This window comes from Micrococcus sp. KRD096, assembly GCF_017168495.1.
GTDB classification, from domain to species: Bacteria; Actinomycetota; Actinomycetes; order Actinomycetales; family Micrococcaceae; genus Micrococcus; species Micrococcus luteus.
In genome coordinates, this window is the sequence record NZ_JABFAY010000018.1 from 174019 (window position 1) to 186786 (window position 12768).

Genomic DNA, 12768 nt, shown 5'->3' on the forward strand with positions numbered 1-12768 from the left:
GGGAAGGTGGGGCCGCACCCCCGATCGTACTCGAACATGTGTTCGAATGCGATGGGTGCGAAGGTAGGGCGGCCGCCGGACACGTTAAGGACGCATCGCCCCCGAGACAGGAGGGGCCGAGTCCTGGCCGTGGGCCTCGACCCCGACACTGGGGTGCACATGCACGAGAAAATCGTCTCTTGGGCTGGAAGAAGTGCGCCGGCACGGTCCTGTGGACAATGCGAGCAGGACCACAATCCGTCTGCGTATACTCCGAACCAACCGGGCCTCGCATGCCACGGGCACCGCGCTGCGGGATCAGCGCGGGAGGCGCGGACACACGACGGACGTCCAGTTGGAGGGGAAATGTCTCTCACCGCACCCGGGCGCGCCCTGCGCCGCCACCGATTCGCCCAGGCCGGCACGCTCAGCGTGGCCTTGGCGCTCGCACTGACCGCCTGCGGCGGGCAGTCCGAGCCCGCCGAGTCGTCGACGACGTCGCCCTCGTCCGCCAAGCCCGCCGTCGAGACGTCCGCGCCCGCGAGCACGAGCGAGACCGCAGGCGTCAGCTCATCCTCCACGGCCACGGAGAGCGGGTCCGGCGAATACGTTCCCGCGTCTGCCGACGGTCCCGCGCGGAACGTGCCCAAGCCGGAGATGCCCGCCGCCATGAAGGAAGAGACCAAGGAGGGCGCCGAGGCGGCGATTCGCTACTTCTGGGAGGCTATTTACTACACCGACCAGACCGGAGAAACTGCTGATTTTGATTCGACATACAGCGAATACTGCGAGCTTTGCCAAGCCGTATCCGACTCAACTGCCCAGCACTACAAAGAAGGTGGCTGGTCAACGGGAGAGCGCACCTCGATCAAATCGTTAACTCTCACCCCGTCAGAGTTTGGCTACACCGCTACTCTTGTTCGTGACGCATCCGCTGTAGAGGTCTTCGACTCACAGGGCGTTAGAGACGACTCTGCCAGTGGGGCGGAAACTCACGACGAGACCTGGCTGGCCGACGTAGTCTACGAACCCTCCAAGGGCCACTGGGTGATCGATGAGATGCAAAATCACCAGGATGCTCAATAATGCCTTCCATCTCTCGTATTTTGATTGCGATAGCAACTGCCTGCATTGCCTTAACGCTGATTCAGGCGCCATCGGCACACGCACAGCGCGCGAAGACCTGCACCGATGTTCCCATTAGTGGCAAGCGAGAAGACGTCGAATTTAGGATTCGAACGCAGTGCAAGAAACAGTCGCGAACACAGCCCCCTCAGCCGGCCTCCGAACCGGTGTCCGCAGTTACCGCTCCAGGAGCCAGAGAAAAGCCGGCAATCGAGCAGCGCACTGTAGACGCCTGTTTCCCGAATCAAGAAAACAATTCCGATTTTGGGACGTGTCGCGAACAGACCGAGGCCTTTTGCCCAGAAGGAGCATGGGTACGCGAGCAGTTCATCGACACAACTCGCCCAGATAGGGATCCCTATTACAGCCGGCCGGAATGCGTTACTGCGGGTTCGCCAGCCCCAGCAGCAGACGGCGCCCCGCCCGTCTCCATCGACGAGGTCCGCACGCTCCTCGTGCTGGAGCCTGAGATCCGGTCGGACAACGGCGGACGCGGGATCCGCAATGCGGAGACCAACTTCTACGCAGACGCCGAGACGCGCACGCTCGTCACCACCCTCAACGGGGTCGAGGTCGAACTCCGCGCCACGCCGGTGAGCTTCCACTGGGACTACGGGGACGGGTCCCCCACCAAGACCACCTCGGTCGCAGGCCAGAGCCAGCCGGAGTTCAACGTCCCCACCCCCACGAGCCACGTGTACGAGGACACCGGGCAGTACACGGTCCGCCTCACCACCGTGTACATCGGCGAATACCGGGAGGCCGGGGGCGAATGGGTGCTCATCCCGGGCACCATCAGCCTCGACTCGGCCCCCGTCACTGCGAACATCTGGCGCACCATCACCCGCAATGTCGCCGATGACTGCAGCGTCGACTCCTCAGCCTGGGGCTGCACCGGCCCCATCGAATCCGCTCCGGCCGGCTGAGGACGGACCGCGGGGCGGCCGACGGTCTCCCGTCCACCGCCCCGCGGCCCCCTCGTCGGCCGGGTGCGTCAGACCCGGCGCACCCACCCCCGGGCCGCGAGCACGAGTCCCGCGCCGAGGGCCGCGAGCGCTCCGAGCGCGCCCTCCGGAACCTCACGCCCGGTCTCGACCGTGTCCGGGGTCGTGTGGGCGTCCTCCATCGCCGGCACGTTCAGGGCCCGGGGCTTCTGCCCGTCCGCGAGCAACTCGACGAGCGCGAAGACGTCGGACCGCTCCGCGTCCTGGGTGATGATGACGTCCTCACTCTTGGTCATCCCGTCCAGCGACCAGTCGAGGACGAGGCGGTCGTCGGTCGGGTATGTCGCGTCGGCGAGGTAGTGAAACCCGGTGAAGGAATCCACCGTGGTGTCGCGCCAGAGGGCACCCCAGCGCGGACCCCACGAGAGTTCCGCGACCGCCGCGTCGTCGCCCAGGCCTTCGGACCGGAACGGCAGCAGCACGCCCGGCTCGGCGTGCTGCAGCGTGAGGAACCGCTCGGGGTAGTCCCCGAACACGGGGTCGGCCAGGCTGTGCTCGCCCCACGCGTAGACGAGCCCGGCAGAGGGGCCTATGTTGCCCTCCGGAGTGCCGGCGGTCTCGTCGTAGAGAGCGGCGGCCACCGGGGTGCCGTCCACGGACAGGGTGAACAGGAGATGACCGTCTCCGGCCTCGCCGTGGCACCCCGCCGAGAGATGCGGCGCTCATACCGGCCCGGTGACACCCACGCTACGCAGAGCCCATTCTCAGGGGGAGTTCAGGACGGTCTCGGATCCGTCTCGATCCGATCACGGTGCCGCGGCACCGCGTTCCCGCGTCTCACGGGCAGGTCATCCCCGTCGCCCCGTCCTTCAGAGCAGCGTTCCCTGCTGCTCTCTCATCTCCTGGGTCAGCTCCGGCCCGTTGTTCCGGACGTTCCCCACGGCGCCCCCCACGGGCCGCAGCGACCAGCCCGCCGCGACGTCGTACGCGCCGGCGCGCACCTCGCCCACGAGGGTGTCGGCTTCTTCGGCGGACCCGAGCGTGTCCGGGGCGAGCCACCGGCCCATCGTCTCGGCGTCCATGGGCACGGGCAGCCGGTCGTGCAGCCGGCCGAGTGCGGCGAGCACCGGATCGTCGTCGTCCGCGTCGGGCGCGGCCATGGTGAGGATCGTCGTCGAGAGGACCCAGGCGTCCTCCCCCGCGGCCTTGGCCTCGGGGTCCTGCCACCACTCGTACAGGCCGGCGAACCAGATGACCGGCCCCTCGCCGTCCCCGGCCCCGGCCGGGTGCACGTAGTAGGGCTGCTTCTTCGCGGCTCGCCCGTCGGGACCCTTGGCGCCAGGCTCCGGCGTCTTCCACTCGTAGTAGCCCTCCGCCGGCACGGCGCAGCGGCGGGCGCGGACGGCGGCCCGGAACGTCGGCTTGGAGGCCACGGTCTCCGAGCGCGCGTTGAACGCACGGGACCCCACGGACAGCTCCTTCGCCCACGGCGGCACCAGGCCCCAGCGTGCCACGTGGATCCGCCGGGTCACTCCGGCACCGACGTCGTCCGCGTGCGCCACGAGGATCGGCACCTCGGCTGTCGGCGCCACGTTCCAGCTCTGGCGGAGCACCAGCTCCTCATTCGTCTCGGCATCGCCCAGGGCCACCAGGTCGCTCGTGGCGCGGGCCATCACGTAGCGGCCGCACACGTCAGCGGTCCCTCCCGTCCCGGCCACGCTCGACATACATCCACGCGATGCCGAGGGCGAAGCCCATCATCGCGCAGCCGAGCACATTGCCCCGGGGACTCTCGGTGCCCAGTCCGAACACCACCCCCAGGCCGACGCCGATCAGCAGCCCCACCAGTGGGATGCGCCACTGAGCGAGCGCCCCGGTGCCGTTCCGGGCACCGGCCGGAGCCCCGGCTGGAGCCTCGTGCGCCTCGTGCGCCTCGTCCTCGTCTCTGCCATGTCCTGCCACGGTTCGCCCCTCCGTTCACATCGGTGTTGCGGGTCAGGTTGCAGTCTCCCCCGGCCGCCATGGTGACGCCACACACCAGGCCCCCCGGCTGCTCACCGATGCGTCGCACAGAGTCCTGTGATGGGATGGGCAGAACGAGCCCGCACGCCGCGCCGCCCCACGCATGCGCGGCATCGGGCAGATCCCCACCACCAGGAGGAACAACGTGTCCCAGAAGGTCCGCGGCGTCGTCGCCATGGCGAAGGACGCCCCCGTCACCATCGAGACCATCGTCATCCCCGATCCGGGACCCGGCGAGGCCGTGGTCGACATCAAGACCTGCGGCGTCTGCCACACGGATCTGCACTACCAGCAGGGCGGGATCGGCGACGAGTACCCGTACCTGCTCGGCCACGAGGCCACGGGTGTGGTCTCCGCGATCGGCGAGGGCGTCGACCACGTCAAGGTCGGCGACACCGTGATCCTCAACTGGCGCGCCGTGTGCGGCGAGTGCCGCGCGTGCCGCAAGGGCGAGCCGAAGTACTGCTTCAACACCCACAACGCGACCCAGAAGATGACCCTCGAGGACGGCACGGAGCTGTCCCCGGCCCTGGGCATCGGGGCGTTCGCGGACAAGACGCTCGTCCACGCCAAGCAGTGCACCCAGGTCGACGGCGTCGACACGCCCGAGGAACAGGCCGCGGTCGGCCTGCTCGGCTGCGGGATCATGGCCGGCATCGGCGCGGCCATCAACACCGGCGAGGTCAAGCGCGGCGAGTCCGTGGCCGTGATCGGCTGCGGCGGCGTCGGCGTGGCCTCGATCGCCGGGGCGAAGCTCGCCGGCGCCACCACGATCATCGCGGTGGACATCGACGCCAAGAAGCTCGCCAAGGCCAAGGAGCTCGGCGCCACCCACACCGTGAACTCGAAGGACGAGGACCCCGTGGAGGCCATCCGCGCGGCGACCGGCGGCTTCGGCGCCGACGTGGTCATCGAGGCGGTCGGCCGCCCGGAGACCTACGAGCAGGCGTTCTACGCCCGGGACCTGGCCGGCCGCGTCGTCCTGGTGGGCGTGCCCACCCCCGGCATGGAGCTGAAGCTGCCCCTGCCGGAGGTGTTCGGCCGCGGCGGCGCGCTGAAGTCCTCGTGGTACGGCGACTGCCTGCCGGAGCGCGACTTCCCCATGCTCGTGGACCAGTACCGCCTGGGCCGCCTGCCGCTGGACGAGTTCGTCACGGAGACCATCGCCCTGGACGAGGTGAACGAGGCCTTCGAGACGATGAAGTCCGGCGACGTCCTGCGCTCGGTGGTGGTGCTCTGATGGCACGCATCGATCACCTGGTCACCTCCGGCACGTTCTCCCTGGACGGGGAGACGTTCGACGTGGACAACAACGTGTGGATCGTCGGCGGCGCGGAGCAGTGCGTCGTCATCGACCCGGCCCATGACGCCTCGGCCGTCTGGAAGAAGGTGAACGGCCGCCAGGTGCTGGCCATCGTCCTCACCCACGGCCACGACGACCACATCCGCCAGGTCCAAGAGTTCCGCCAGATGGTGGACGCCCCCGTGCTGCTCCACCCCGCAGACCGCATGCTCTGGGACGACGTCTTCCCCGACGAGGAGCCCGACGGCGCGCTCGCCGAGGGCGACGTCCTGCGCGTGGCCGGCGTCGAGCTGCGGGTGCTGCACACCCCCGGTCACTCCCCCGGCTCGGTCTGCCTGTACGCCCCCGCCCTGGGCGAGGCCGGCGACGACGGCGCCCCGACCGGCGTCGTGTTCTCCGGCGACACCCTGTTCCAGGGCGGGCCCGGCGCCACCGGCCGCTCGTACTCGGACTTCGACACGATCATCGAGTCCATCCGCGAGCGCCTGTTCCCGTTGCCGGAGGCCACCGTGGTCCACACCGGCCACGGCGACTCCACCACGATCGGCACGGAGAAGCCGCACCTGCAGGAGTGGATCGACCGCGGCCACTGAGGCCGCGCCGAGGTGGGGAAGAATGGTCCCCCGTGACCATCCTCCCCGCCTCGCCCCCTCCCTCCGTGATCCTGCTCGGCGGCGCGTCGGGCTCCGGCAAGTCCTACCTGGCCCGGCGGCACGGCCGGCCCCACCTCTCGCTCGATGCGTTCTACCGTCCGCAGTCCGACGACGGCGCCGCGGGCGGGCCCGGCCCCGTGTTCCCGCGCACCCCCTACGGTGAGATCGACTGGGACCACCCCGGAACGTGGGATGAGCAGGCGGCCGTGGACGCCGTCGTCGAACTGCTCGAGGAGGGCGCCACGCGCGTGCCCGATTACGACATCTCCACGTCCTCCGTCCGCGGGCACAGCACCGTCGCGCTCGAGCCGGGCGGGGTGATCGTGGCGGAGGGCATCTTCGCCGAGCGCATGCCCGCTGCCCTGGACCGGGCGGGGGTCCGCTACGCCGCCTGGTACATCGACCAGGCGCGGACCACGACGGCGGCCCGCCGGTTCGTGCGCGACGTCGCCGAACGCCGCAAGCCGGTGCCGTTCCTCGTGCAGCGGGGCTGGTCCCTGTACCGGACGGACGCGGCGCGCCGGGCGGCGGCCGTGGCGGCCGGCTTCACCCCGCGACGCAAGCGGGAGATCATCGCGGATCTCACGGCCTGACGGGCCGCCCGCAGCCGGGCCGCCCGTGCCCTCAGCCGGCGGTGCCCGCGGTGAGGACGGCGAGCTGCTCGTCCACGACCTCGAGCCCGGCGGCGGCGGCCCACGCCGTGTACTCCTCCCGCAGGGCCACGGCGAAAGCGGGGACGCTCACCCCGGGGCGCACGTCCTCGGCCGCGCCCGCCGTGCGGGGGTCCATGTCCAGGCCGAGCTCCCGGTAGACGTCGACAAGCACGGCCCGCAGCGGGGCGGGGTCGGACACCACCACGTGGGTGGAGAACAGGAACGCCCCCTTCACCACGCGCTGCGCGGAGCCGGCCAGCTTCACCGGGTAGGTCGGCGCAGGACCCTGCACGGAGAACTCACCCGGGCAGTACTCCCCCGGGATCTCGCCCACGGAGGCGGGCACGTCCAGGCGCGCGAACGCCCGCACGAACAGGTCGGCGAACTCGGCGAACCGGGCCTGCTGGGTGAGTGCCGCGTCCTCCTGCTGGCTCAGGTGGTCCACCACCAGGCAGCCGTGGTGGTAGGCCGCCGCCCGCCCGCCGGCCCGGCGCACCGCCGGCGCGAAGCCGTGGGCGCGGGCCGCCGCAGCCGCGGCCGCGAAGCCGGGCAGCCGCGCATCGCGCTGGCCGAACGCGACGGTCGGTTCGGGCACGTAGACGCGGATCAGATCGTCGAGGGCCCTTCCCTCGGCCGCGGTGGCGCGGAAGACGGCCAGCTCGCCCATGGCCCAGTCGAGGTCTTCGGCGGCCCCGAGGGTCCGCTCCTGCACGGCCCAGCGCAGCCGGGGAGCTGCGCTCACAGGCCGCCCTCGACCGGCCAGGAGCGCAGGGTGAGGGTCTGCTCGACGTGGGCGAAGGGGCCGTCGTCGTCGTGGAGGACGGTGCTGGTCAGGCCCACGCCGTCCGGGCCCACCGTGACCTGCCCCGCGAGGCCGAGCCAGTGGCCGGTGGGCTCGCGGTACAGGTGGATCTGCAGGTCCACGTTGGGGAAGAACCACCCGCCCGGCTTCGCCGGCAGGGCCGGGGCGATCCCGTTGGCCGCATCGGTGAGGCTGATCAGGCGCACCAGGTCACTCGTGCTCTCCCCCGCCACCATCTCGCGGTCCGTGGTGAGCCACACCCGGCCGTGACCCGGCCCGTGGCCGGGCAGGACGACGCCGTCGAGGGAGGCGATGTACCCGCCTCCCCATCCGTGGAGCGCGTTGTGCGACTGCGCCTGCGAGCGCGGCGGGAGGGGCTCGTCCGGCAGCTGGGCGACGGCGGAGGTGTCCGAGGTGGACAGCAGCCAGGCGCGCAGGGTCAGCACGGTACGGCCCCGGGCGTGGAGCACGGACTCGACGAGCTCGATGGTCCGGCCCGGACGCAGGGTGCGCGTGACCACCTCGAGCTCGCCCGACCAGAGCGTGCCCAGGATGTCGTAGGAGAGCCGTCCCACCCGCAGCCCGGGGGTGGTCTCGTGCGCGGCGACCTCGTGCAGCAGCAGGCCCGAGACGGCGGCCATGTGCATCTCCTCTTCCCGCCATGCGCCCTGGGCGTGCACGGTGGAGCGCACGCGGGAGGTGCGGACGCCGTCGGCGTCCACGGTGGGCTCGCCGAGGCGCACGTAGAAGGCCAGGGGATCGTCGGCGACGGAGGTCGCGGGGGTGGAGGTGATGTCGGTCATGGGCCGAAGTCTGCCAGAACGACGACGACGGCCGGTGACGTCCCCGCGGGGATGTCACCGGCCGTCGTCGTGCGGACCGAGCCGGGGTTCAGCGGCGCATGACCTTGCGGGCGATGCCGTTGCCGATCAGCTGCAGCGCCTGGACGAACACGATCACCACGATCACGGCCAGCCAGGTGACCTCCGGACGGAACCGGTTGTAGCCCTCCACGATGGCGAAGTTGCCGACGCCGCCGCCGCCGATGATGCCCGCCATGGCGGACATGTCCACGAGCGAGATGATCACGAACGTGAAGCCGAGGATCAGCGGGCCGAGGGCCTCGGGCAGCACCACGGTGCGCACGATCCGCATGCGGGAGGCGCCCATCGCGCGGGCGGCCTCGATCACGCCGGGGTCGAGGGAGACGAGGTTCTGCTCCACGATGCGGGCGATGCCGAACGTGGACGCCCAGATCATGCAGAACACCACGGCGGTGTTGCCGATGCCGCTGCCGAGCACCGCGATGGTCAGCGGCTGCAGGGCGGCGATGAGGATGACGAACGGGATGGGCCGGATCAGGTTCACGACGAAGTTCGTGACCAGGTAGACGGCACGGTTGGCGAAGATGCCGCCCGGACGCGTGGTGTAGAGGACGAGCCCGACCAGCAGGCCGAGGATGCCGCCGAGGATGAAGGCCCAGCCGACCATGTAGAGGGTGTCCCCCACGGCGGTCATCAGCTCGGGGCCGTAGTACCCCCAGTCGAGGTTCTGGAATCGCTCGATCACTGGTGCACCTCCTGCACGTCCCCGGCGCCGGCCAGGTCCGCGACGAACGCGTCCACCGCGGCGGCCTCGCCCGTGAGCGCCACGGTGAGCAGGCCGTACGCGGAGTCCTTGGTGGCGGACATGCCGCCGTGGACGATCTCGAAGCCCACGCCGCGCGTCGATGCGGTGCCGAGCACCGCCGAGACCGCGGCGGAGTCCTTGAGCGAGACCATGATCAGCCGACCCTCGGTGCGCGCCCGGATGCGGGCCACCTCGTCGGCATTCGGCCGGTCCTTGAGCGCCGTGGCCACGAAGGACGCGGCGTCGGCGGAGTGGGCGGGCCGGGAGAAGAGGTCGTAGACCTTGCCGCTCTCCACCACGCGGCCGGTGTCCATCACGGCGACACGGTCGGCGATCGAGCGGATGACCTCCATCTCGTGGGTGATGGCCACGATCGTGACCCCAAGCTCCTCGTTGACGCGGCGCAGCACGGAGAGCACCTCGTGCGTCGTCGAGGGATCCAGGGCGCTGGTGGCCTCATCCGCGAGCAGGATCTCCGGCTCGGCGGCCAGGGCGCGGGCGATGCCGACGCGCTGCTTCTGGCCGCCCGAGAGCTGCTCCGGGTAGTGCTTGGCCTTGTCCGCCAGGCCGACGAACTCGAGCAGCTCCGCCACGCGAGCGCGGCGCGTGGACCGCGGCCAGCCGGCGGTGTCCAGGGCGAACTCGATGTTCCCGGCCACCGTGCGGGAGGTCAGCAGGTTGAACTGCTGGAACACCATGCCGATGCGGGTGCGCAGCGGACGCAGCTTCGCCTCGGAGAGGTGCGAGACCTGTTGGCCCAGCACCGTGACGGTGCCCGACGTCGGCTTCTCCAGCCCGTTGATCATGCGGATCAGGGTGGACTTGCCGGCACCGGAGAAGCCGATGACGCCGAAGACCTCGCCGCGGTTCACGGTGAGCGAGACGTCGTCCACGGCTTTCACACCGGCACCCTTCTTGGCGCCGTAGACGCGGCTGACGTGGTCGAAGACGATGACCGGCTCTCCCGGGGCGCCCTCAGAGTGGCGCCCCGGGGTGACCGCGTCACGGTCGGACGTATGGGAACCTGCCATGGATCAGGCGCCCTGCTTCGCGATCGCGTCCTGGTACTGCTTCAGGGTCTCGTCGATCTGGGCGGCGTCGAGCTGCACCGGCACGCTCGTGTCGGAGGAGAGCTTCGCGGACTCGTCCAGCACGGCCTGCTCGTGGTACAGGGCCGCGACCTTCTGGTAGGTCTCGTTGTCGCGGTCCGCACGACGCACGGCGAAGCCGTTGACGAACGGCTTGGCGGAGTCGGCCTGGGGGTCGTCCTTGAACAGGGCGGTGTTCGTGTCAATGCCGGCGTCGGCCGAGAACGTGTTGTTGATGACCGAGCCCTGGACGGACTCGAGCGCGTTCACGGTCTGCTGCGCGGCCACGGGCTGCACCTTCACGGTGGAGGCGGCCTCGTCGATGTCGCGGACCTCGGGGCGGATGGTCTCGTTGGACAGCTTCAACAGGCCGGCGGCGACGAGCACGTTGATGGCGCGGGCCTCGTTCACGGTGTCGTTCGGGATGGCGACGGTGTCGCCCTTCTTGAACTCGGAGACGTCCTTGTAGTTCTTGGAGTACAGGGGCAGCGGGATGATCTCGGTGGTCCCGATCAGCGTCAGGTCCTTGCCGGAGGCCTGGTTGTAGTCGGCCAGGTAGGCGATGTGCTGGAACCAGTTCATGTCGATGTCGCCGTTGTCCAGCGCCGGGTTCGGCTGCGTGTACTCGGTGAAGTTGCGGATCTCGACGTCGATGCCGTGCTTCTCCTTGGCGAGCTTCACCAGGGCGCGGTGCGTCTCGTTCTCGGACACGACGCCGATGCGCACGGTCTGCGCGCCGTCGTCGCCCTTCTCCTCGGCCTGCGAGTTGCAGGCGGTCAGGGCGAACGCGCCGACGGCGGCCAGGGACAGGCCGGCGAAGGAGCGGCGGGAGATGTTCGAGGGGGTCGTCATGGGGTTCTCCTTGGAGGACGGTGCGAGGCCGCCGGCGCGGGTGGGCACGGCGGGTGCGGAACGGTGCGGGGTGGGCCGTGCGGTGGCTGATTCCCCGCGGGGCACAGCACGGCGGGCGGGGGCGGGAGACGCCCCGAGCCGGAGGCCGGGATCCTTTCGAACGCTGCTCTTGCCCGTCCCCCAGTCACCGCGGGCTCCCCTCGAGGGGTCTGCACGCAGCGGAGGCGGGCCGCTTCTCGGTCCGTTGCCACCCGTGAACATGGGGTTGGCGAGCGGCTCGTCGTGGGACCACGTGGACCCGCCGAGGCGGGGTCCACAGCCGCTTCTCCTGAAGCTGGGCCCAAGCCTATCGCAGCGTGTGCGCTCCATCGGGCAGGGCGGTGACGCGCAACGTCATACTGCGGGGCCCGGGGCCGACGTGTGATGCCTCTCGCGAGACGACGACGGCCGGGCGCCTCCGTGGGGAGGCGACCGGCCGTCGTCAGGACGGGGCTCAGGCGGACGGGATCAGAAGTCCCAGTCCTCGTCCTCGGTGTTCTCGGCCTTGCCGATCACGTAGGAGGAGCCGGAGCCGGAGAAGAAGTCGTGGTTCTCGTCCGAGTTCGGGGAGAGCGCGGAGAGGATGGCGGGGTTCACGTTCGTGGTCTCGGCCGGGAACATGGGCTCGTAGCCCAGGTTCATCAGCGCCTTGTTCGCGTTGTAGTGCAGGAACTTCTTCACGTCCTCGGCCAGGCCGACGGCGTCGTAGAGGTCATGGGTGTACTCGACCTCGTTCTCGTACAGCTCGAACAGCAGCTCGAAGGTGAACGCCTTGAGCTCCTCCCGCTTCTCCTCCGGCAGGGTCTCGATGCTCCGCTGGTACTTGTAGCCGATGTAGTACCCGTGCACGGCCTCGTCGCGGATGATCAGGCGGATCAGGTCGGCGGTGTTGGTGAGGCGGGCGTGCGCGGAGAGGTACATGGGCCAGTAGAAGCCCGAGTAGAAGAGGAAGGACTCGAGCAGGGTGGAGGCGATCTTCTTCTTGTACGGGTCCTGGCCGTCATAGCGCTCCACGATCAGGCCGGCCTTGGCCTGCAGGTTCCGGTTCTCACGGGACCAGCGGAACGCCTCGTCGATCTCCGGGGTGGAGGCCAGCGTGGAGAAGATCGAGGAGTACGACTTCGCGTGCACCGACTCCATGAACGCGATGTTCGTGAGGACGGCCTCCTCGTGCGGGGTCATGGCGTCCGGGATGAGGGAGACGGCGCCCACGGTGCCCTGGATCGTGTCCAGCAGCGTCAGGCCCGTGAACACGCGCATGGAGAGCAGTCGCTCCTCATCCGTGAGGTGGGACCAGGACTGCACGTCGTTGGACAGCGGCACCTTCTCCGGCAGCCAGAAGTTGTTGACGAGGCGGTTCCACACCTCCACGTCCTTCTCGTCCTGAATGCGGTTCCAGTTGATCGCCTCGACGAGGTGGGACTGCTGGGTCTCGGTCACGGCAGGGCACATCCTTCAGAAGAATTCGTTGAGAATCCGCGGATTCCGGGGGCTCACGGGAGCACGGTCATCGGGGCGCGGGTTCGGGACAGTCTAGGCCCGCAGGGGCAGCGGCAGCCACTCGGGCAGGTCCGGGCTCACGACGTCGTGGGCCCGCCCCGCCCGTCCGTGCGCGCCGCCCCACTTCGAGGCGGGAAATCGAGCGCACCCGCGCTCAGAAGCGCGGAATACTCGGGATT

Annotated in this window: 14 protein-coding genes; 5 read left to right on the forward strand and 9 right to left on the reverse strand. The window is 69.9% G+C overall.

Going from position 1 to position 12768, the window contains the following annotated elements:
• The first annotated feature begins 345 nt into the window (after positions 1–345).
• Positions 346–1065 carry a DUF6318 family protein gene (locus tag J1M41_RS09660; RefSeq protein ID WP_206451644.1) on the forward strand — a complete coding sequence of 240 codons (720 nt, stop codon included), beginning with the start codon at positions 346–348 and terminating at the stop codon, positions 1063–1065.
• Positions 1066–1559: 494 nt separating this feature from the next.
• Positions 1560–2030 carry a PKD domain-containing protein gene (locus tag J1M41_RS09665; RefSeq protein WP_004167595.1) on the forward strand — a complete coding sequence of 157 codons (471 nt, stop codon included), beginning with the start codon at positions 1560–1562 and terminating at the stop codon, positions 2028–2030.
• Positions 2031–2098: 68 nt separating this feature from the next.
• On the opposite strand, the gene J1M41_RS12100 is transcribed toward J1M41_RS09665, so the two are convergent.
• The 3 genes from J1M41_RS12100 to J1M41_RS09685 form a co-directional block, all read right to left on the reverse strand.
• On the reverse strand, positions 2099–2704 hold the full coding sequence (locus J1M41_RS12100; protein WP_241247897.1) for a hypothetical protein: 606 nt from the start codon (positions 2702–2704) through the stop codon (positions 2099–2101).
• A 213-nt stretch (positions 2705–2917) separates the two neighbouring features.
• Complete coding sequence (locus tag J1M41_RS09680; RefSeq protein WP_206451646.1) at positions 2918–3739, reverse strand: SOS response-associated peptidase; 822 nt, start codon at positions 3737–3739, stop codon at positions 2918–2920.
• Between the two features lies 1 nt (position 3740).
• Positions 3741–4010, reverse strand: a complete 270-nt coding sequence (locus J1M41_RS09685; RefSeq protein WP_206451647.1) for a hypothetical protein — start codon at positions 4008–4010, stop codon at positions 3741–3743.
• A gap of 205 nt (positions 4011–4215) precedes the next feature.
• Here J1M41_RS09685 and J1M41_RS09690 point away from each other — a divergent pair, with 205 nt between their 5' ends.
• Genes J1M41_RS09690 through J1M41_RS09700 form a run of 3 tightly spaced genes read left to right on the forward strand, consistent with a single transcriptional unit; the run spans position 4216 to position 6619 of the window.
• Positions 4216–5310 carry an S-(hydroxymethyl)mycothiol dehydrogenase gene (locus J1M41_RS09690; protein ID WP_043282502.1) on the forward strand — a complete coding sequence of 365 codons (1095 nt, stop codon included), beginning with the start codon at positions 4216–4218 and terminating at the stop codon, positions 5308–5310.
• On the forward strand, positions 5310–5966 hold the full coding sequence (locus J1M41_RS09695) for an MBL fold metallo-hydrolase (protein WP_004167600.1): 657 nt from the start codon (positions 5310–5312) through the stop codon (positions 5964–5966). Before J1M41_RS09690 ends, J1M41_RS09695 begins: the two co-directional genes overlap by 1 nt.
• A 32-nt stretch (positions 5967–5998) precedes the next feature.
• Positions 5999–6619, forward strand: a complete 621-nt coding sequence (locus J1M41_RS09700; protein ID WP_036338950.1) for a uridine kinase — start codon at positions 5999–6001, stop codon at positions 6617–6619.
• A gap of 31 nt (positions 6620–6650) precedes the next feature.
• On the opposite strand, the gene J1M41_RS09705 is transcribed toward J1M41_RS09700, so the two are convergent.
• The 6 genes from J1M41_RS09705 to nrdF form a co-directional block, all read right to left on the reverse strand.
• Complete coding sequence (locus J1M41_RS09705) at positions 6651–7421, reverse strand: lipoate--protein ligase family protein (protein WP_206451648.1); 771 nt, start codon at positions 7419–7421, stop codon at positions 6651–6653.
• Complete coding sequence (locus tag J1M41_RS09710; protein WP_095695658.1) at positions 7418–8284, reverse strand: thioesterase family protein; 867 nt, start codon at positions 8282–8284, stop codon at positions 7418–7420. The genes J1M41_RS09705 and J1M41_RS09710 overlap by 4 nt, the downstream gene beginning before the upstream one ends.
• Before the next feature lie 88 nt (positions 8285–8372).
• Positions 8373–9050 (reverse strand): methionine ABC transporter permease, encoded by a 678-nt coding sequence (locus J1M41_RS09715; protein WP_206451649.1) that lies wholly within the window; start codon positions 9048–9050, stop codon positions 8373–8375.
• Positions 9047–10141, reverse strand: coding sequence for a methionine ABC transporter ATP-binding protein (locus J1M41_RS09720; RefSeq protein ID WP_206451650.1), 1095 nt, complete (start codon positions 10139–10141; stop codon positions 9047–9049). The genes J1M41_RS09715 and J1M41_RS09720 overlap by 4 nt, the downstream gene beginning before the upstream one ends.
• 3 nt (positions 10142–10144) lie before the next feature.
• Complete coding sequence (locus J1M41_RS09725; RefSeq protein ID WP_206451651.1) at positions 10145–11050, reverse strand: MetQ/NlpA family ABC transporter substrate-binding protein; 906 nt, start codon at positions 11048–11050, stop codon at positions 10145–10147.
• A gap of 507 nt (positions 11051–11557) precedes the next feature.
• A complete protein-coding gene (nrdF, locus tag J1M41_RS09730) occupies positions 11558–12529 on the reverse strand; it encodes a class 1b ribonucleoside-diphosphate reductase subunit beta (protein ID WP_036313177.1) in 972 nt (323 codons plus the stop codon).
• Between the last annotated feature and the right edge of the window lie 239 nt (positions 12530–12768).

What these genes read in the sequence shown, in the direction of transcription:
- J1M41_RS09660 (WP_206451644.1), top strand. Translation starts at nt 346, where the DNA reads ATGTCTCTCACCGCACCCGGGCGCGCCCTGCGCCGCCACCGATTCGCC.
- J1M41_RS09695 (WP_004167600.1), top strand. Translation starts at nt 5,310, where the DNA reads ATGGCACGCATCGATCACCTGGTCACCTCCGGCACGTTCTCCCTGGAC.
- J1M41_RS09710 (WP_095695658.1), bottom strand. Translation starts at nt 8,284, where the DNA reads ATGACCGACATCACCTCCACCCCCGCGACCTCCGTCGCCGACGATCCC.
- J1M41_RS09720 (WP_206451650.1), bottom strand. Translation starts at nt 10,141, where the DNA reads ATGGCAGGTTCCCATACGTCCGACCGTGACGCGGTCACCCCGGGGCGC.
- J1M41_RS09725 (WP_206451651.1), bottom strand. Translation starts at nt 11,050, where the DNA reads ATGACGACCCCCTCGAACATCTCCCGCCGCTCCTTCGCCGGCCTGTCC.